Raw genomic sequence first — 17,503 nt, 5'->3', positions numbered from 1 at the left:
CCAGTGTATCGCCTTCGAACCTTGCTGGCCACTGAACCGTCGCCCTCTTGTCCCCGGAAAGACATCGGCCTAGCCAATCGGAATGGAACAGCAAGCCGCCGCGCCGCTCGCCGCACTCGTCCAGATGACCAGCGGCATCGATCCCGACGCCAATCTAGTGGCGATCGACCGCGCGATGGCGGCAGCCGCGGCGCAGGGGGCTTCGATGGTCTTCCTGCCCGAAATGTCGCTATTACTCGACCGCGATCGCCAGCGGTCGGCGCCGCATATCCGGCGCGAAGCGGACAGCGCCTGGCTGCCTGCTTTGCAGGCGATGGCGCTGCGCCATGGCATCTGGCTGCACAGCGGTTCGATGCCGCTGCTCGCCGACACGGGCGACCGGCGCGTCAATCGCAGCCATGTCATCGCCGCCGACGGCAGCATCCGGGCCCGCTACGACAAGATCCACATGTTCGACGTCACCCTGCCGTCGGGCGAGAACTGGACCGAATCGGCAGCTTATGCCGGCGGCGACGCGCTGATCGTGGTCGATACGCCGCTCGGCCGACTGGGGCTGAGCATCTGCTTCGACCTGCGCTTTCCCGAACTCTATCGCGCGCTGGTCGACCGCGGCGCCGAAGTGATCGCGATTCCCGCCGCCTTCACCGTGCCGACCGGCGCGGCGCATTGGCATATCCTGCTCCGCGCGCGCGCGATCGAAACGGGCTGCCACGTCATCGCGGCGGCGCAGGGCGGCACGCACGCCGACGGGCGCGCCACCTATGGCCACAGCCTGGCCGTCGATCCGTGGGGCCGCATTCTGGCCGAGATCGTCGAGACCGGAGGCGACCCGACGCTCGCGCTGGCACCCATTGCGAAAGAGGCTCGGCGGGAAGCCCGGACCGCCATCCCCTTGGCGCGCTCGCGCGCGGCGCGGCGGGCGACAATCGACAGCGTTTGCGCAGGAGATCGGAACGACTGACGGTTTCGGAAATGCCGGGGCCGTTCAAGCGCGCCGCAAACGGCGCTGCCCTTCCGGCAGTCAATGAAAATGCTTGCTTCGATCTTTAGAGCGGCGTGCGATAAATCGGAATCGTGCCCAATCCGTTCGTGCTGAGCTTGTCGAAGGGCAGTTATTTCTTTCGGCGCTGCCGACGGAAGAACGGTGCTTCGACAAGCTCAGAACGAACGATGACGGGGTGTCGCGGATCAAACACATGCCCCTCCGGATTCTGATGACTTTGGATTGCCCACTTCGTCATTGCGAGCGGAGCGAAGCAATCCAGAGCGGTTACCGCACGCTCTGGATTGCCGCGCGGCTTCGCCGCTCGCAATGACGAGTCCTTCTGATGTCATCATGGTCCAGCAACGACAGCATCGGCGGCAATGCGACGGCACGCGAAGCGTCACGATGCATGAACGCCGTCAGAAACCGACGCAGTCGCGGACACCAGATATGCAAACGGCCCCGAGCAGGAGCTCGAGGCCGTTCGGAAACTGGTTCCGACAAGAGCCGCGATTACGGGCTGGTCGGGTTGTCGTCGTTGTTGTCCGAAGCGATCACGATGCCGACAACGATGGCAGCCAGGGCGAGAAGGCCGATGATCCAACCGCTCCCCGTGAGTTCACTTTCGCCTTCAGCGGTCGAGGTCGCACGAGCCCCGTCGAACGCGGCAGCCGCAGGAGCAGCCGAAGCCACGACCGGAGCCGCAATCATCGAGGTCGCCGCGAGGGAGACCGCAGCTTTCTTAAGCAGATTCATCTTATTCTCCGTCCACTGGATCAATGGTCTTGTCGATTCACACCAGAAAGCTCTCGCTCCCGATCTGGTTCTGCAATGCCCTCCTAGGCGTAACCATCGGCAATTGCAATGCTGTTTTGGCCTAGCCGATCATTTCCTATCAAATTGCTAATGCACCGATAAATAGACCGGTATCAGCTGCGCCGCGCACGCTCGAAGGCTTCGGAAGTCACCGGATATCCGAGCCCTTCCGGGATGCACAGATATCGCCGCCCTCCGCGATCTTCGACCCACGGCGTGATAAGCTCGATCGGATATTCTCCCGCATGCCTCGTGAAATCCTCGAAATCCGTCCGCTGCGCCAGCCGCTCCAGATTGCGCCGAGTCGGAAAGATCACCGACGCCTCGCCGCGATCGGCCATCGCCAGCGTCGCATGCGCGCTCGCCCAGAAAATCTGGCTATGCTCGGCCTCTTCGACGGTGAGTTCGTGGCCGTGGGCGGGGGCCGGCACCGCATAGAAGCGCGTGTCGAAGGTCCGCGCCTCCTTGAAATTGGGGCACCAGCGCGCGAAGGGCACGAGCGCGTCGAGCGCGATCCGCTCGTCGCGCGACGCCAATATGTCCGATAGCAGCGTCCCGCCCAGCAACGCCCGCCGCACGGCCGCGATTTCACGGTCGCGCAGCCCGTCCCAGCCGACCGCGAGCCCCGTCTCCTCGATCGTCTCGCGCAGCGCGGCAACCCGGGCCGCGCCCTCGGCATCGTGCGGCGCAAAGCCGTGACGCTCGGCAACCAGATAATCGTCGGGATCGATCCGCCCGCCCGGGAACACCAGCGCGCCGGCGGCAAAGGCCATGTTCGTTGCGCGCTTCACCATCAATATCTCGTCAGGACCGCCGTTGTCGGAAGGCCGCATGATCACGAGCGTCGCGGCGGGGATCGCTCCCTCGGGCACCGGCGGCGACGCATAAGGTCGCAAGGTGGAATCATTCATGATCCAGGCGATACGCCGCGTGCCCGCGCTTGTCATCCCGGCATTGCGGGGACGCCCTTGCAGGTGCAAGATGGCGCCGACAGCGCTGCAGCGGGAGCGGACCGTTGGGAATCTTGGAGATATTGGGAGTCGCCGGAAGCCTGAGTCTGCTGGCGGGATGGCGACTCTATCTGACGATCCTCGTCACCGGCATCGCGATGCATTTCGGCTGGTTGCCGCTGCCCGAACATCTGAAGGCGCTCCAGATCCTGGCCAACCCATGGGTGCTGGGCGTCGCCGCGATCGGCACCCTCGCCGAATTCCTGGCCGACAAGGTGGCGTGGGTCGATTCGATCTGGGACGGGGTTCACGGCATCGTCCGCCCGCTCGGCGGCGCACTGCTCGCGCTGGCGCTGGTCGACTCGTCCAACCCGGCCTGGCAGGTGGTGGCCTTTCTGCTCGGCGGCGGCGGCGCGTTGTTGAGCCACGGCGCGAAGGCGACGACACGCGCGGTCGTCAACGTCAGCCCCGAACCCTACAGCAATGCGGCCGTTTCGACCGGCGAAGACGTCGCGACGAGCGGGCTGCTGGCGCTCGCCATCGCTTATCCTCCGCTTGCCATTGGGATTGCGGTGCTTCTGTCGGTTGCGGCGGTAATCGTCATCGTGGTGCTGCGCCGTCTGCTTCGCGGCATCAGGACGACGCTGAAGCAGGCGCTGGGCGATGCGCCGCCCGGCGCTGCCTGAGCGTCAGGGTGCGAGGAGTTCCTTGAGCGGGGTCCGGGTGTCGGCGAGTTGCCCGGGGGTTGCCGTCAGCCCCGCGGTGACGATCATGCGGCCCTGGACATAGTCCTTCGTCGCATTGACGCAGTCGATCGCGATCACCCTGCCCTGCTTCAGATAGACGACCGAGAAGCTGCGCGTCACGGGGTCGCCGCGCAGCACCGCCCGGTCGTGCCCGGTCGACAGGCCCGCGGTCTGGAGCTTGAGATCGTACTGGTTCGACCAGAACCACGGGATCGCATGATAGGGCGCTTCGTCACCGACGATGCCTTTGGCGACGACATTGGCCTGGTCGTTGGCGTTCTGCACCGATTCGAGCCGGATCACCGCGCCTTCGGCAAAGGGGTTTTCGTGCGCCGCGCAGTCGCCGATCGCATAGATGTCGGGAAGGCTCGTCTTGCAATGGCGGTCGACGAGCACGCCCCCGCTACCGCTCGCGCCCTCGGCCCCTGCCGCGAGCAGCGGTTCCACCGCCGGGACGATGCCGATGCCGACGATGACGAGGTCGGCGGGGATGACCTCGCCGTCCGACAGGCGAACGCCGGTGACATGCGCCTCGCCCTCGATCGCCTCGACGCAGACGCCGAGCCGGAGGTCCACCCCATGCTCGCGATGCTCCTTTTCGTAGAAGCGCGACAGCGCCTCGCCCGCGACGCGCGCGAGCACCCGGTCCTGCGCCTCGAGCAGCACGACCTTCTTGCCCGCCTTGGTCAGCACCGCCGCCGCCTCGAGCCCGATATAGCCGCCGCCGATCACGACGATCTGCCTCGCCGTCTCCGACGCCGCCTTCATCGCATCGGCATCGGCGCGGGTGCGCACCCCCTGCACCCCCGGCAGGTCGCCGCCCGGGATCGGCAGCATCCGCGGCGCGCCCCCCGTCGCCCAGACGAGCTTGCCGTAGCCGATCGTCTCGCCGCCGTCGGTCGTGACGGTGTGCGCCGCCGGGTCGACACCGACCACGCGCTTGCCGAGCAGCATCGTCACGTCGCGCTCGTCCCAATATCGGGCGGGGCGCAGCTGGATGCGCTCGAATTCCTTCTCGCCCGCGAAATATTCCTTCGACAAGGGCGGGCGCTCATAGGGAAGCTCCGGCTCGTCGCCGACAATCGCAACGCTCCCCGCAAACTTCTGCGTCCGCAGCATCACCGCAACCTGCGCACCACCGTGACCGCCGCCCACAATCAATACCTCAAAATGCATCGATAACGCTCCTGCCCCCAGGGTCGCGCGTCCCTTGCACGGCCGGCAAGTCATGACAAGCCGGGCGCGGCTAGAAGCGTTTCCTTGCGGTCAGGCTCAGTGAGGTGGTGCCGGTTTTCTGGACAGGGTGTTAAGCTAGTCCAGACCTGAAGGACTGGTACGGGAATGAAGACGACGAGGAAGCGGTACAGCGCGGATTTCAAGGCGAAGGTTGCGCTTGAAGCGATCCGGGGCGATCTGACGCTGGCGGAGTTGGCCGCAAAGCATGGCGTTCACCACACGATGATTGCGTCATGGAAGCGGCAGGCCATCGCGGGGATGGCGGGCACATTTTCCGGTGCGGGCGAAGCGGCGGGCGGCCAGCGAGGCCGAAGTGGACAAGCTGCACGCGAAGATCGGGCAGTTGCTGGTGGAGCGGGATTTTTAGCGAAAGCCTCCGGTCGATGAGCGTGGCACGGAGGCGATCGATGATCGAGCCTGCTCACCATCGCCTGTCGATCGCGGCGCAATGCCGGCTGCTGTCGATCAGCCGGTCGAGCTACTATTACGCGCCAGTGCCGGAGACCGAGGAGACGTTGGCGCTGATGCGAGTGATCGACGCGGCGTTCCTCGACATGCCGTGGTACGGCAGCCGGCAGATGGTCCGGCATCTGCGCCGTAATGGTCATGACGTTGGGCGACGACGGGTGCGGCGGCTGATGGCGAAGATGGGTCTGTCGCCGATCTACCAGAGGCCTCGCACGAGCGATCCGCACCCGCAGCATAGGGTCTATCCTTATCTGCTGCGCAAGCTGGCGATCGAGCGGCCGAACCACGTCTGGTGCGCCGACGTGACATACATCCCGATGCGCCGGGGCTTCCTCTATCTGGTGGCGATCATGGACTGGGCAACGCGCAAGGTACTGGCTTGGCGCTTGTCGAACACCATGGACGCGGGCTTCTGCGTCGCGGCATTGGAGGAAGCGCTGACGCGCTTCGGAAGGCCCGAGATCTTCAACACCGATCAGGGCAGCCAGTTCACCAGCTTCGCCTTCACCAGCGTGTTGCGCGAGGCCGAAGTCCGCATCAGCATGGACGGCCGGGGCCGGTGGATGGATAACGTCTTCATCGAGCGCCTCTGGCGATCGCTGAAATACGAATGCGTGTATCTGCACGCCTTCGAGACCGGCTCCGAGTTGCGGGCTGGTCTTGGCCGGTGGATCACCTATTACAACACCCAGCGCCCACACTCGGGCCTTGCCGGGAGAACCCCGGCAGAGGCCTATCGGCGGATCGGGCAATCAGATCATGGGGGGCATGCCCCCCATGATCTGATGATCAAACAGGCGGCATGAACGTAGCCATCCGGTGAGGGCCGCGGCCCTGCTATGATTGTTCGGCCATGAGGTTGATGAGGCATTCGACGCCGTAGGGCGTGAATGCCATGACGCCGCCGTCGTCGTCGGGACCGAACACCCAGATCAGGCCGTCTTCCGGGTCCATTCCCGACGCGAGATCGAAGAGCGATTCCTCGTCCTTGCCGAGCTCGCGTGCGACGCGCGCCAGGGTTTTGACGCTACTGACGTTGTTCACGGACATCAGGCGGCGATCGCGGCGGGCTTGCTTTGCCAGTTCCAGGGGAGGAGCTCATCAAGCCGGCTGACCGGATGATCGGCGATGCGGGCGAGCACGTCTGCGAGCCACGCTTGCGGATCAATGTCGTTCAGGCGCGCGGTCTGGATCAGGGTGTAGAGGATGGCGGCGCGCTGACCGCCGCGATCGGATCCGCAGAACAGCCAGGCCTTGCGACCGAGCGGCACGCAGCGCAGTGCCCGCTCAGCCGCGTTGTTGGTCAGGCAGATGCGGCCGTCATCGAGGAAGCGGCTGAACGCGGCCCAGCGTCGGAGCATGTAGTTTATCGCCTTCGCCAGGTCGTGGTTGCGCGACAGCTTCCCGAGCTGTTCGGTGAGCCAGGCGTGGAGTTCGGCAATGAGCGGTGCGCTGAGTTCCTGCCGCACGGCGAGCCGCTCAGCGGCACTGCTGCCGTTCACGGCGCGCTCGATGTCGAACAGCGCATCGATCCGCTGCACGGCTTCGAGCGCGATCGGATAGATCAGACCCGAGCGCTCGCCGCGGCTCTTCTTGCGCGCAGCGCCCTCGACGTCGGCGAGCTCGAAGAACTTGCGCCGTGCATGGGCGAAACAGCCCGCCTCGAAGATGGGTCCGGGCATACGCCCTTCGCGGTAGAGCTCGCCGTAGCCACCATAGGCGTCGGCCTGCAATATCCCCGTCCAGGACGTGAGATGAGCTTGCGGATGTTCGCCGCGCCGGTCGCGCGAGTAGTGGAACAGCGCCGCGGGCGGATCGGCACCTGCGAACGGCTTGTCGTCGCGCACATAGACCCACAGCCTCGCGGTATCGGTCTTGCCCTTTGCAAGGACCGGCACGGTTGTATCGTCGCCGTGCAATCGCTCGGCGGCGAGGACATGGGCTTCGATCAGGCGATAGATCGGTAGCAGCGCATGGGCACCGCCGCCGACCTGATCACCGAGCGTCGATGTGCTGAGCGGCACGCCCTCGCGGGCGAACCGCTCCGCCGGCGGTTGAGCGGCTGGTGCTGCCCGTACTTCTCGAACAGCAGCATCGCGAGGAAGCTCGGCCCGGCCCAGCCGCGAGGGAGCACATGAAAGGGCGCCGGTGGCTGGGTGATCTTCTCGCAATCGCGGCAAGAAAACTTCTCGCGCACCGTCTGGGTGACCTTCCACGAACGCGGGATCACCTCGAGCGTCTCGGTGATGTCTTCGCCGAGCTTGGCAAGGCGGCTGCTGCCGCATGCCGGGCAGGAACAGGGGGCGGGCACGACGATGCGCTCGCGCGGCAGGTGATCGGGGAACGGCTTGCGGCTCGGGCGCTTGCGCTCGAACGCGGTGACGGACAGGGCCTTTGCGGCGGCGGCCTCGGTGACGAGTTCATCCTCGCTGGCATCGGCCTCGAGATCTTCGAGCTGTAGCTCCATCTGCGCCAGGAGACGCTTGCTGCGTTCTGCGCTGGCGCCGTAGGCCTCGCGCTTCAGCTTGGCGATCTGCAGCTTGAGATGGGCGATCATCGCCTCGGTGGCGCTCTCGCGGGCCTTTGCGTTGGCGAGCCGCGCTTCGGCCTCGTCGGCTCTGCGGGTCGCCGCGTTCAGCAGCGCCTTGAGCGCTGCGACGTCGTCCAGAGTGGGCGAAACGGCGGCTTCCATGCCCATGAATGAATCACCATCGGCCCCACCAATCAAGCCCAAAATGCATCATACCGGGCGCTATCCCGCGCTTTGTGGCCGCCAGCTATACTGCGGGTTACGCCAGTCGATCCCGTCGAGCAGACAGGCCAGTTGGCACTCGTCAGCGACACGATCCCGTCCTTCGCCGACGGCCAGATAAAGCGCCCCTTCTCGAGCCGCTTGGCGTAAAGCGACATGCCGATACCGTCATGCCAGATGATCTTGGTCAGCGATCCGGCACGCCCCCGAAAGACGAAGAGATCGCCGCCGAAAGGATCGCGCCCCAGGGCCTGCTGGACGAGCAGCGCGAGCCCCTGCATGCCCTTGCGCATATCCGTATGACCCATCGCTATCCACACCCGTGCGCCGGGCGGGATCATCGCAGCGCCTTCAAGGCCGCGGCTGCCAACACCGGCGATGCCGAGGCCGCGATGCTGACCCGGCCGACGCCCGGAAGCTCGATCAGGATCGCGACGCCCGGCACGGACGAAGGCGACTGCAGCTCGTCGGCCACCATCGCCTCGGCGAATACGGGGCCTGGCAATGCCGCGCGAAACTTGCGCCGCCATGCATAGATCAGGCTGGTGGAAACATCATATCGGCGGCTAACCTCGGCAACGCAGGAACCCGGCGCAAACGCCTCGTTCAGGATCTGAAGCCGCTCATCCTCACTCCACCGCCGACGCCGCTCGGGGCCGCTAAACAGCGTTACCTGGCTCATATCCGTCCTTAAGCTCGCTCATACGAGCACGCTTATGAGCGAGCGAAACCGCGACGAACAAGGCGGCCCTCACCGGGCGGATACGCATGAACGACAACCGGGATTAGCTTAACTTAGCCGCCAAACTGTCCAAGAAGGCGGGACCACCTCACAGCGTGCGGCCGAGCGGGTCGATTTCGTTGCGGCTGTAGCCGGAGGGCACGCGGCCGTCGGCGAGCGTCACCCGGCGGTATCCGTTGAAGAGATTGCGGACATCGACCGAAATCTTGAGACCGTTCAGCGCGCCTTTCTTGCCCGACAGTGCGAACAGGCGATCGGGTTCGACGAACGCGGACAGGTTGAAGGTCAGCGGCGGCTTGAACCGGAAGGCCGCATCCGCATCGTCGGCCGCGCCGCGCAGGCGGCCCGGGCTGCTCCAGTTGCCGCTGAGGTTCGCGCCGATGCCGCGCTTGCCCACCGAAAGCTGCATCGAAAGATTGTGGCGCGACTGCCCGCCGGCGCGAAGCTGGTCGATCGCGGGGAGCCCAGAGCGCGTGAGCAATTCGCTTTTCAGGCGTGGACTGCCCGCGATGACTGGTCCGGTTGCATAGTTAGTTGAAGATCGCCTCCGATGCCAGCCTGGGCGGGAGGCGGAGCGCAGCGGAGCCGAGCGGCCAGGCTGGCATCTTGATCGTTTCCGGAGTCGGTGGTTGGTATCCGAGGCTGCTGTGCGGCCGGAGGCGATTGTAATGATCGCGCCACCAGCCGGTGACGCACCGGACCTCCTCCAGGCTGTAGAAGATTTCACCATTGAGCAGTTCGTCGCGAAGACGGGCATTGAAGCTCTCGATATAGCCATTCTCCCACGGGTTACCCGGCGTGATGTAGAGCGTCTTTACGCCGATCTGGGCGAGCCATTGCTGCACCGCCGTTGCGATAAACTCCGGACCATAGCACATTGGGAAGCAGCCTTTCGAAGGGCCGCGATGCCTTGATGGAGACAAGGGCGCGTAGCGCCCGCCGGCTTCATCAAGGCAGTCATGACCGGCCAGCAGGTCTCTAAAGAGATGTTGTCGACACAACTCTTTGGAGGCTGACCGATCATGACCAAGCTGTATTCTACGCCACCCGACGCCGTCCTGGTAGCCATCGATATGTCGAAGCACCGCCAGGAGGTTCTCCTCGAACGACCGGAGGGCGGCCGCCGACGCCGTATGACCGTCATGGCGACGAAGGCGGACTATGACCGGCTGGCGGACGATCTGACGGCCATCGGTAGGCCCGTGATCGTCGGCTTTGAAGCAACCGGCAACTATCACCGCACGTTGGCGCATCGATTGCTGTCCGCCGGGTGCGAACTGCGCCTGATTTCGTCGGTCGCCTTGGCCCGGACACGCGAAGCGCTGCACAATGGCTGGGACAAGAATGATTCCAAGGACGCGCAAGTCATCCTGCACATGCTGAAGATCGGCGCGACCCAGCGCTATGTCGATCCGCTGGCGGCAGGGATCAACGATCTGCAGGAGATGTCGAAGACGCATGAAGCCATATCGAAGGCGAAGACCCAGACCTGGCATCGGATCCTCACGCATTATCTGCCACTGTATTTTCCGGAGATCGAGCGTTTCGCCGGCAACAGCCGGTCCGACTGGTTCCTGGCGTTGATCGAACGCTTCCCGACGCCGGGCAGCATCACCTCGATCGGACGCGAGGCGTTCACCGAACAGGCTTGGCCGCTGATCGGTCGCAAGGTCTCCAAGGCCCGGGTGGTCAACGATATTTACGAGACCGCCTGTGCATCGATCGCGCTGCCGATCGACGAAGATTCCACGGCGGTCACAATGTTCCGCATGGTCATCTCCCAGGCGCGCACCCTGATTCAGCAGCGTAACGAGATCGAGCGGATCGCCCATGACGCGCTGGCGACGAACAGCGATTATCAGCTCCTGCGCATGATCCCCGGTATCGGTCCGATCAACGCTCTGACGATCCTGGCCGAGGCCGGCGATCTACGCCGGTTCAGCCACCATCGCCAGTTCCTCAAGTTCTGCGGCCTCGACCTCGCTACCTACCAGTCAGGGATATTTCGGGGGCGGACGAAGCTATCAAAGTACGGCAATGCCCGGCTGCGACGCACCTTCTGGATGGCCACGCAGGTCGCGATCCGACAACCCAACAACAGCTTCCGTGACAAGCTCTCCCGCTATGTCGATGGCCATGTCGACGACCCCGATCGCCGCCGCAAGGCGATGACCGCTCTCACCGCCAAGATGGCGCGCGTCGTGCACGCCGTCATCAAGACGGGAACCGAGTACCGCCCGTTCGTCGAACGGGCGGACACCAGATGGAAGGACCCCTCTCTGCTGTGCCGTGAGGGCGCTACGGCGACCCTGTAGATAATGTTCGGGCCTTCCATCTGGCATGCGTATCTCATCTTAAGGACGGTGAGGACCACGATCCCGATGATCGATGGATCCTATGTTTGCTATGGCCGAGAGCGCCTTCCTTGACGATGGAAGCCATCTGGATCATAAAATCATCAGCGCCGATCACATTCGGCGCAACGAGATCTGCTGGCCTGTTCCCGCCGCTGCTTCCCAACATAGGACGTTGTCGGACCTAATATGCTCGGGTGGGCCATGTTCGATGAACAGATCGGCGAGGACGTCGATGACGTCGTTCGACCGGAACCGCCGCAGCGGCACCATCGCCAGGCATTCCCGGCTATGCTCGTCGATGATGTTGAGCATCCGGAACTTCCGGCCGTTGTGCGTCTGATCCTCGACAAAGTCGTAGGACCACACATGCCCGCGGTGCAGCGGGCGCAACCGGATGCACGACCCGTCGCCAAGCCAGAGCCGGCGGCGCTTCGGTTGTCTCTTCGGCACCTTTAAACCCTCCCGCCGCCAGATGCGCTCGACCACCGACAGGCTGACCTGCCAGCCGGCATGCCCGAGCAGCGCATGGATACGGCGATAGCCGTAACGGCCATAATCCTTCGCCAGCGCGTGCTGCGCGACAATCAAGGTGAGAACAGCGCGACAATCTAGATGAGAAAGGCGGCGGTGTGTCTGTCGGGACGAGGGGCGAAGCCCCGAGCGACGACACACCGCCGCGAGCGCCTTTTCTTCTGGAAGGGCGCTTTTGGTGATCGTGACCTGTCAGGTGGCGCCTCCTTCTGAAGGGGAGAAGCGGTGCCTGGGAGCCATATCAACGATCATCAGGTGAGATTATATATGAAGATGAGACAGACAGTGTCGCCGCGTTCAGCGGCGGCGTGCGCGGCGTTCAGCACGGCGACGGCCTATCGGCTGGAGCAGGATGCGCAGTTGCCGTCGCAAAAGAAGGCGCCGCGCGGTCGCCGTCGCCCCGATCCGCTGGCGGATATCTTCGATAGCGAGGTTGTACCGCTTCTGGAGAGTGCGCCGGAATCCGCGCCGTCGCGGTGTTCGAAGAAATGCAGCGTCGTCATCCTGAGCTTCCCGATGGAGTGCGGCGGACGATGGAGCGTCGGATCCGCAGTTGGCGGGCGCTGCAAGGCCCGGATCGCGATGTGATCTTCCGCCGGTGCACGAGCCGGGGCGGATGGGGCTGTCGGATTTTACGGACATGGCCGATCTGGGTGTACGGATCGCGGGGGTCGAGCTCGACCACCGGCTGTATCACTTCCGGCTCGCCTGTTCGGGCTTCGAGCATGCCCATGTGATCCTTGGCGGCGAGAGTTATGTCGCGCTGGCGGAGGGTCTGCAAAATGCGCTGTGGGCGCTGGGCGGGGCGCCGCGTGAACATCGCAGCGACAGCCTGTCGGCGGCGTTCCGCAATCTGGATGCATCGGCGCGCGATGATCTGACGCACAGATATGACGCGCTGTGCCGCCATTACCGGATGGAGCCGAGCCGCAACAACCGCGGCGTTGCGCACGAGAATGGCGCGATAGAAAGCGCGCACGGGCATCTGAAGGCGGCAGTGCGTGATGCCCTGCTGATGCGCGGATCGGTCGACTTTGGCGAGCTTGCGGAATATCGACGCTTCATCGACGAGATCGTCGCGCGCAAGAATGCCCGGAGCGCGAAGCGCATCGACGCCGAGCGGGCGGTGCTTCAGTCGCTGCCGGGCATGCGCACCAGCGATTATGAAGAGGTGCTCGTCATGGTCACCTCCTCGGGCGGGTTCACGCTGCGCAAGGTCTTCTACACGGTGCCGTCGCGGCTGATCGGTCACCGGCTGCGGGTACGGCTTTACGACGACCGGCTTGAGCTCTTCCTCGGCGGCACGCCCCTGTTCACTCTGCCGCGCGGTCGCGCCGACCGCAAAGGCAAGCATGATCATGTCGTCGATTATCGCCATGTGATCCATGCGCTGCGGCGTAAGCCGATGGCGTTGCTGAACCTCGTTTACCGTGACCAGCTCTTCCCGCGCGAGGCCTATCGGCGCATGTTCGACCGGCTGATCGAGCGGCTCGCCGATCGGATGGCGTGCCGGACGATGGTCGAGTTGCTCAGCCTTGCACATGAGCGGGCCTGCGAGGCCGAGCTTGCTGGCGTGCTGGAATCCCTGCTGGCGACGCCGCAGGGCATGCCGGACATGGCAGCGCTGCGTGCGCGGTTCGCGCCCGACCCCGCGGCTTTACCCGAGGTTATCGTCGAGCTCGTCCCGCTGAGCGCCTATGAAGCGCTGCTGGCTCCTCGCGCGGAGGAAATGGCATGACCCAGGGCATCGATGCGACCAAGCTCACCCTGATGCTCAATGAGCTGCGGCTTCCGACAATCAAGCAGCTCTGGCCGACGTTCGCCGATCGGTCCGACAAGGAGGGCTGGCCGGCGGCACGGTTCCTCAGCGCCATCACCGAGCATGAGATCGCCGAACGCGGTCGCCGCCGGATGGAGCGGCATCTGGCGGAAGCAAAGCTGTTGCCGGGAAAGACGCTCGATACGTTCGACTTCGACGCGGTGCCGATGATATCGAAGGCGCAGGTCATGGCGATCTGCGCCGGAGACAGCTGGCTCGAAAACGGCGCGAACCTGATCCTGTTCGGCCCGCCCGGCGGGGGCAAATCGCACCTGTCGTCGGCGATCGGACTGGCGCTCATCGAAAAGGGCTGGCGCGTGCTGTTCGTCCGGACCTCCGACCTCGTCCAGAAACTGCAGGTTGCGCGCCGCGAGCTTACGCTCGAAAACGCGATCAATCGGCTCGATCGCTTCGATCTGCTGATCCTGGACGATCTGGCTTACGTCGCCAAGGACCAAGCCGAAACCTCGGTCCTGTTCGAGCTGATCAGCGCGCGATACGAGCGGCGTTCGCTGCTGATTACCGCCAACCAGCCGTTCGGCGAATGGAACCGGGTCTTCCCCGATCCCGCCATGACGCTGGCCGCTGTCGATCGCCTCGTGCACCACGCCACCATCTTCGAAATGAACGTCGAAAGCTATCGGCGGCGCGCCGCGATCGACCGAAAGCAGCACGGCGCAGGTCGGCCCGCAAAGGTCGCGACAATCAAAAATACCGGCCTGTCGCTCCACGACAATCAACCTGCGACATAGGCCTTGCCAGCGACAATTAAACACATCAAAACGGCACCGTCGCGGTCAGCGCTTCTCATCCTGATCGTCGCTAACTTCTCATCCAGATCGTCGCGCTACAAGCGCGATGATGTCGGCCGTCAGGCGTCGCTCGTCGGCATCATCTCTCGGAGGATGTCGCTGTGTCGAGCGGTGCTGGCCGAGCACGCGGCAGGTCCGTCGCTCCGATACCGGCAACGCACGACGAACCTGCTCAATCGCCTCGCGGCGACGGGAGGGGCTCAAAAAGTCAGCTTCGACGCCTCTTGCAGGATCGCCTTGTCCAGCGCGAGGTCAGCAACAAGCCGCTTCAACCGCGCATTCTCCCGCTCCAAATCCTTCATCCGCCGCGCCTGATCAACCTTCAGGCCGCCATATTCCTTGCGCCACCGATACAGCGTCTGCTCGGATATACCGATCTGGCGGCAAGCCTCGACCGCCGTCGATCCCCGCCCCACAAGCACATCCGCCTCACGCAGCTTCGCGATAATCTGTTCCGGCGTAAAACGTTGACGTCCCATAACTTTCTCCAATTCTTTCGCCACAATCGGCTCTCTCTAGAATTGGACCAGTTTTTCCAAGGCAGACCAGGACGCTGCCGTTTGGCCGCATATCTGATTTCAAGTTCTTTGAGTGGCATGGTGGGGGTATCGCCTGCTTTTGGAAACAGGCAAAAATTACCCCATTGCCACCCCCAAAACAAATTGACGTCAGGGGTCGCAGCGGGTCGCAACAGGACATGAGCGTCCGCGATTGGAACCCGAAAATATCTGATTTCGTTGGAAAAATGTCCGTCAGCGTCCAAAACGGGTCGTCGGCGGAAAATGGGCTTTGGTAGCGGAGGAGGGATCGTTAGATCAGCGGCAAAATACTGCTTTAATTGCATAATTTAGAGGATCCTCCGATAAATACCCCCTGCAATACCCCCAGCCGGCACCCTTGCGGCGGACTGAGCAAATGATGCGACGAAACCAACCGCTTCAAGTTCGTTCGTCTCAGATTCGCCCCAGCCAGAAACCCGCCAAACACTTCCGATGCCGCAAAGCTAGACACTTACGTGAAATTATATTATCACGTGATTCTTGAATTTCACGTTTTTTCAATTTTCACGTGAGTGCGAGGTCATGGATTTCAGAGCGCCTACCGAAGCAAGCCAACAGAATGCGAAGGCTATCGATTATCTAACCAAGAACCTCAGTGACCCCGAGGCAGGAAGACGGACTGTCGAGGGTCTGATCCAAGACTTGGGGAATGCCGTGTATGCATTCCCTGATTGGCATCCAATTCTAACAGCCCCACCTGCTAGCTCCTCGCACCACGTCTCCGCAGTATCGCAGGTCAAGGCCTACGCACTCGCCGATCACACGGTTGAGTTCGTGCGCGGCTTTGTGACCTGCCCATACTCGCAGGACGACGCAGACGGGTTGGTCGAGACCGTTAACAAGATCCCGGGTCTGCACGCCCACCGTATTGAAGTGCCGTTATACGCTGACAGCGCACACCCCGTTGTGGTGCAAGCCTATGAGGTCGAGCTTGAAGCCGACGGAACCATCCGCGGCCGCAATGCTCTGGCATGGTTCGTAGGGCAAACCGTCAAGAATGCGCGACATGCCGAAGTAGCAGAGACCTGGTGGAACATGCGCGCCTACATTCTGGGCCGGCCCCACGGTAAGCGTTCGTCACTCTTTGTGAACCAGCATACCGGCGTTCATATGCGGAAGATCCTAGACGCCCTTAATAGCAGCGGCATGTTCGGCCCAGTACGGGAAGAATCGTTGGACATGCTTTCGCAGAAGAAGCGCGATGCCATCAATGAAACGCTTCTGCGCACCGCCATATCGAGCTGGGACAAGGCCAGCGAGAAGTTCAGCTTCGAGCTGCGCGGCGAAACCTGCAAAGCTGCAATCCGCGACACGTGGGACGATGGAATGGAACTTTCCGTCCGTGTCGAGATCGGCGACGGCGATGTCTATGTTTCGGGCTTCTACTATGCTGAGGGCGACAAGTTCACTTTCTCAGAACCACGTGGCAAACGGACTGTAGCCGAAAAGTTTTTCTAACAGACGACCGTGTCAGGCGGAGTCCAGCCGATATGAGCCAGAGATTTACCCGCGAAGAATTCTACGAACTAGTCTGGTCAAAGCCGATGACCCACTTGGCCAAGGAATTCAGACTTTCTGATGTTGCTCTCCACAAGATCTGCAGGAAGCACGATATTCCCAATCCGCCGCTCGGGTGGTGGGCAAAGCATGCTGCAGGCCACAAGGTGAAGCGAATCCCGCTTCCGAAGGCCAAAGCTGGGGTCGCCCTCACAGTCGTCATAGCGAGTGGTGAGGTCCGGCAAGAACCTGACAACTTGGCGTCGGCACGAGAACAAGCACGCGTAAAGGCGTCCGAACTCGATCTGTCGGGAGAGGTGCTCTCGCATCCCTTGGTGAAAAAGAGCTTCGACAAGCTGCGAAAGGCAAAGCCTGAGCACACCGGCCTCGTCACCCTTTCGTCGGACGGATATGTCCATCTCGAAATGGCTCCAGCTTCAATCGACCGGGCAGAATTGTGTCTGCTCCAGATCGTAGCTGCCGCCAAGGCCCAAGGATTTGAGCTTTCCGCTCAGGCAAGCAAGGCGACTTTTACCAACGGCTCCGTGGCTATCACGTTCGCCATGAAGGAAGCCTACAAACGCATCAAGCATGTTTTGACGCCCGAGGAGATCGCCGAAGACGAGCGTCGTCAGCGACGGCGATCGCGGGATTGGAGCCGCAGCGATTGGACGCCTCACAGCTTCAGTTTTGGACGACCGGAATGGGACTATGTGCCCACCGGTCAGCTGGCCTTCGAGTTTGATATTCATCTAAGGTATGCGTCGCAGGTTCGCAGAGCATTCAAGGATGCCAAGCTCCAACGACTTGAGAATCTGGCGCCAGACATTGCTGTAGGGCTCGCCGTCCTGGCAGCAGCCAAGGTCGAGGATGACAAGAAGGCCGAGGAAGCTCGTCTTCGGGAAGAGGAAGCCAAACAACGGCGTATCGAAGCCAAGCGGCTGGCCCACATAGACGACCGCCGAAGCAAGGTTCTCGAGGATGTGCTCGCTCGCCTTGAACACAGGGATCGCTTGAGGAACTTTGTCGCAAGGCTGGAGGAAGAACTTCCGGACGATCAGGGCCTCCGGGTTTCCGAGTTCGTGGCCTGGACCAGAAAGAAGCTTGCTTCCGCAGATCGCAAGTTGAGTGCGATCGGTTTGGACGAACTGTTTCGGGAGCAAAACGTGTTTGGTAGCGACGATGATCGCGGATTTTACCCGAACGCATACTGGTGAACTGTGCTGAGCATC

At 62.9% G+C, this 17,503-nt stretch carries 13 protein-coding genes and 6 pseudogenes; 8 read left to right on the top strand and 11 right to left on the bottom strand.

Annotated elements, in window-relative coordinates:
- Positions 1–82: 82 nt before the first annotated feature.
- Positions 83–961 (top strand): carbon-nitrogen hydrolase family protein, encoded by an 879-nt coding sequence (locus tag AC2S9W_RS10790; protein ID WP_486570795.1) that lies wholly within the window; start codon positions 83–85, stop codon positions 959–961.
- 537 nt (positions 962–1,498) lie between these two features.
- Here the strand turns inward: AC2S9W_RS10790 and AC2S9W_RS10785 are convergent.
- Entirely contained in the window at positions 1,499–1,741 is a 243-nt protein-coding gene (locus AC2S9W_RS10785) for a hypothetical protein (RefSeq protein ID WP_076077951.1), read from the bottom strand.
- 173 nt (positions 1,742–1,914) lie between these two features.
- The gene (locus AC2S9W_RS10780; RefSeq protein ID WP_067113811.1) at positions 1,915–2,712 is read right to left on the bottom strand and encodes an NUDIX hydrolase; all 798 of its coding nucleotides are present in this window, start codon (positions 2,710–2,712) and stop codon (positions 1,915–1,917) included.
- A gap of 104 nt (positions 2,713–2,816) precedes the next feature.
- Between AC2S9W_RS10780 and AC2S9W_RS10775 the strand changes: the two genes are divergently transcribed.
- The gene (locus AC2S9W_RS10775) at positions 2,817–3,437 is read left to right on the top strand and encodes a DUF4126 domain-containing protein (RefSeq protein ID WP_486570794.1); all 621 of its coding nucleotides are present in this window, start codon (positions 2,817–2,819) and stop codon (positions 3,435–3,437) included.
- A gap of 3 nt (positions 3,438–3,440) precedes the next feature.
- Here the strand turns inward: AC2S9W_RS10775 and AC2S9W_RS10770 are convergent, their stop codons facing one another.
- Entirely contained in the window at positions 3,441–4,673 is a 1,233-nt protein-coding gene (locus AC2S9W_RS10770) for an NAD(P)/FAD-dependent oxidoreductase (RefSeq protein WP_486570793.1), read from the bottom strand.
- Between the two features lie 165 nt (positions 4,674–4,838).
- On the opposite strand from AC2S9W_RS10770, the pseudogene AC2S9W_RS10765 reads away from it, so the two are divergent.
- Positions 4,839–6,007 (top strand): annotated as a pseudogene (locus AC2S9W_RS10765) (IS3 family transposase).
- A 31-nt stretch (positions 6,008–6,038) separates the two neighbouring features.
- Here AC2S9W_RS10765 and AC2S9W_RS10760 read toward each other — a convergent pair.
- From AC2S9W_RS10760 to AC2S9W_RS10735, 6 genes and pseudogenes are all read right to left on the bottom strand, one after another.
- Positions 6,039–6,251: a hypothetical protein gene (locus AC2S9W_RS10760; protein ID WP_242770905.1), complete on the bottom strand. Its 213-nt coding sequence runs from the start codon at positions 6,249–6,251 to the stop codon at positions 6,039–6,041.
- Positions 6,251–7,893, bottom strand: a protein-coding gene (tnpC, locus tag AC2S9W_RS10755) for an IS66 family transposase (RefSeq protein WP_486572076.1) whose coding sequence is annotated in 2 segments (ribosomal slippage) — positions 6,251–7,251 and positions 7,251–7,893 — 1,644 coding nt in all. Because the reading frame shifts where the segments join, the coding sequence is not laid out codon by codon here. The genes AC2S9W_RS10760 and tnpC overlap by 1 nt, the downstream gene beginning before the upstream one ends.
- Positions 7,894–7,925: 32 nt before the next feature.
- Entirely contained in the window at positions 7,926–8,294 is a 369-nt protein-coding gene (gene tnpB / locus AC2S9W_RS10750; protein WP_486570792.1) for an IS66 family insertion sequence element accessory protein TnpB, read from the bottom strand.
- Entirely contained in the window at positions 8,291–8,635 is a 345-nt protein-coding gene (gene tnpA, locus AC2S9W_RS10745; protein ID WP_296626228.1) for an IS66-like element accessory protein TnpA, read from the bottom strand. The genes tnpB and tnpA overlap by 4 nt, the downstream gene beginning before the upstream one ends.
- 148 nt (positions 8,636–8,783) lie before the next feature.
- Positions 8,784–9,176: a hypothetical protein gene (locus tag AC2S9W_RS10740; protein WP_486570791.1), complete on the bottom strand. Its 393-nt coding sequence runs from the start codon at positions 9,174–9,176 to the stop codon at positions 8,784–8,786.
- A 49-nt stretch (positions 9,177–9,225) separates the two neighbouring features.
- Positions 9,226–9,564, bottom strand: a pseudogene (locus AC2S9W_RS10735) (integrase core domain-containing protein); the annotation flags it as partial.
- A 153-nt stretch (positions 9,565–9,717) separates the two neighbouring features.
- On the opposite strand from AC2S9W_RS10735, the pseudogene AC2S9W_RS10730 reads away from it, so the two are divergent.
- Positions 9,718–11,014, top strand: a pseudogene (locus tag AC2S9W_RS10730) (IS110 family RNA-guided transposase).
- A 209-nt stretch (positions 11,015–11,223) separates the two neighbouring features.
- On the opposite strand, the pseudogene AC2S9W_RS10725 reads toward AC2S9W_RS10730, so the two are convergent.
- A pseudogene (locus tag AC2S9W_RS10725) lies at positions 11,224–11,691 on the bottom strand (IS3 family transposase); the annotation flags it as partial.
- A gap of 117 nt (positions 11,692–11,808) precedes the next feature.
- On the opposite strand from AC2S9W_RS10725, the pseudogene istA reads away from it, so the two are divergent.
- Positions 11,809–13,321, top strand: a pseudogene (gene istA, locus AC2S9W_RS10720) (IS21 family transposase).
- A complete protein-coding gene (gene istB / locus AC2S9W_RS10715; RefSeq protein WP_067182650.1) occupies positions 13,318–14,154 on the top strand; it encodes an IS21-like element helper ATPase IstB in 837 nt (278 codons plus the stop codon). The pseudogene istA and the gene istB overlap by 4 nt, the downstream one beginning before the upstream one ends.
- 99 nt (positions 14,155–14,253) lie before the next feature.
- Here the strand turns inward: istB and AC2S9W_RS10710 are convergent.
- Positions 14,254–14,693: pseudogene (locus tag AC2S9W_RS10710) on the bottom strand (transposase); the annotation flags it as partial.
- 603 nt (positions 14,694–15,296) lie between these two features.
- Between AC2S9W_RS10710 and AC2S9W_RS10705 the strand changes: the two are divergent.
- Positions 15,297–16,232, top strand: a complete 936-nt coding sequence (locus AC2S9W_RS10705; protein WP_486570790.1) for a hypothetical protein — start codon at positions 15,297–15,299, stop codon at positions 16,230–16,232.
- A 32-nt stretch (positions 16,233–16,264) separates the two neighbouring features.
- The gene (locus AC2S9W_RS10700) at positions 16,265–17,488 is read left to right on the top strand and encodes a hypothetical protein (protein ID WP_486570789.1); all 1,224 of its coding nucleotides are present in this window, start codon (positions 16,265–16,267) and stop codon (positions 17,486–17,488) included.
- Positions 17,489–17,503: the final 15 nt, after the last annotated feature.

This window comes from Sphingopyxis sp. 550B, assembly GCF_057401805.1.
Note: the sequence above shows the minus strand (reverse complement) of the source record. Positions and strands in the feature narration are given on the sequence as shown.

Excerpts from the sequence above, each read along its gene's own strand:
- AC2S9W_RS10790 (WP_486570795.1), top strand. The coding sequence starts at position 83 with ATGGAACAGCAAGCCGCCGCGCCGCTCGCCGCACTCGTCCAGATGACC.
- AC2S9W_RS10785 (WP_076077951.1), bottom strand. The coding sequence starts at position 1,741 with ATGAATCTGCTTAAGAAAGCTGCGGTCTCCCTCGCGGCGACCTCGATG.
- AC2S9W_RS10780 (WP_067113811.1), bottom strand. The coding sequence starts at position 2,712 with ATGAATGATTCCACCTTGCGACCTTATGCGTCGCCGCCGGTGCCCGAG.
- AC2S9W_RS10770 (WP_486570793.1), bottom strand. The coding sequence starts at position 4,673 with ATGCATTTTGAGGTATTGATTGTGGGCGGCGGTCACGGTGGTGCGCAG.
- AC2S9W_RS10760 (WP_242770905.1), bottom strand. The coding sequence starts at position 6,251 with ATGTCCGTGAACAACGTCAGTAGCGTCAAAACCCTGGCGCGCGTCGCA.
- tnpB (WP_486570792.1), bottom strand. The coding sequence starts at position 8,294 with ATGATCCCGCCCGGCGCACGGGTGTGGATAGCGATGGGTCATACGGAT.
- tnpA (WP_296626228.1), bottom strand. The coding sequence starts at position 8,635 with ATGAGCCAGGTAACGCTGTTTAGCGGCCCCGAGCGGCGTCGGCGGTGG.
- istB (WP_067182650.1), top strand. The coding sequence starts at position 13,318 with ATGACCCAGGGCATCGATGCGACCAAGCTCACCCTGATGCTCAATGAG.
- AC2S9W_RS10705 (WP_486570790.1), top strand. The coding sequence starts at position 15,297 with ATGGATTTCAGAGCGCCTACCGAAGCAAGCCAACAGAATGCGAAGGCT.
- AC2S9W_RS10700 (WP_486570789.1), top strand. The coding sequence starts at position 16,265 with ATGAGCCAGAGATTTACCCGCGAAGAATTCTACGAACTAGTCTGGTCA.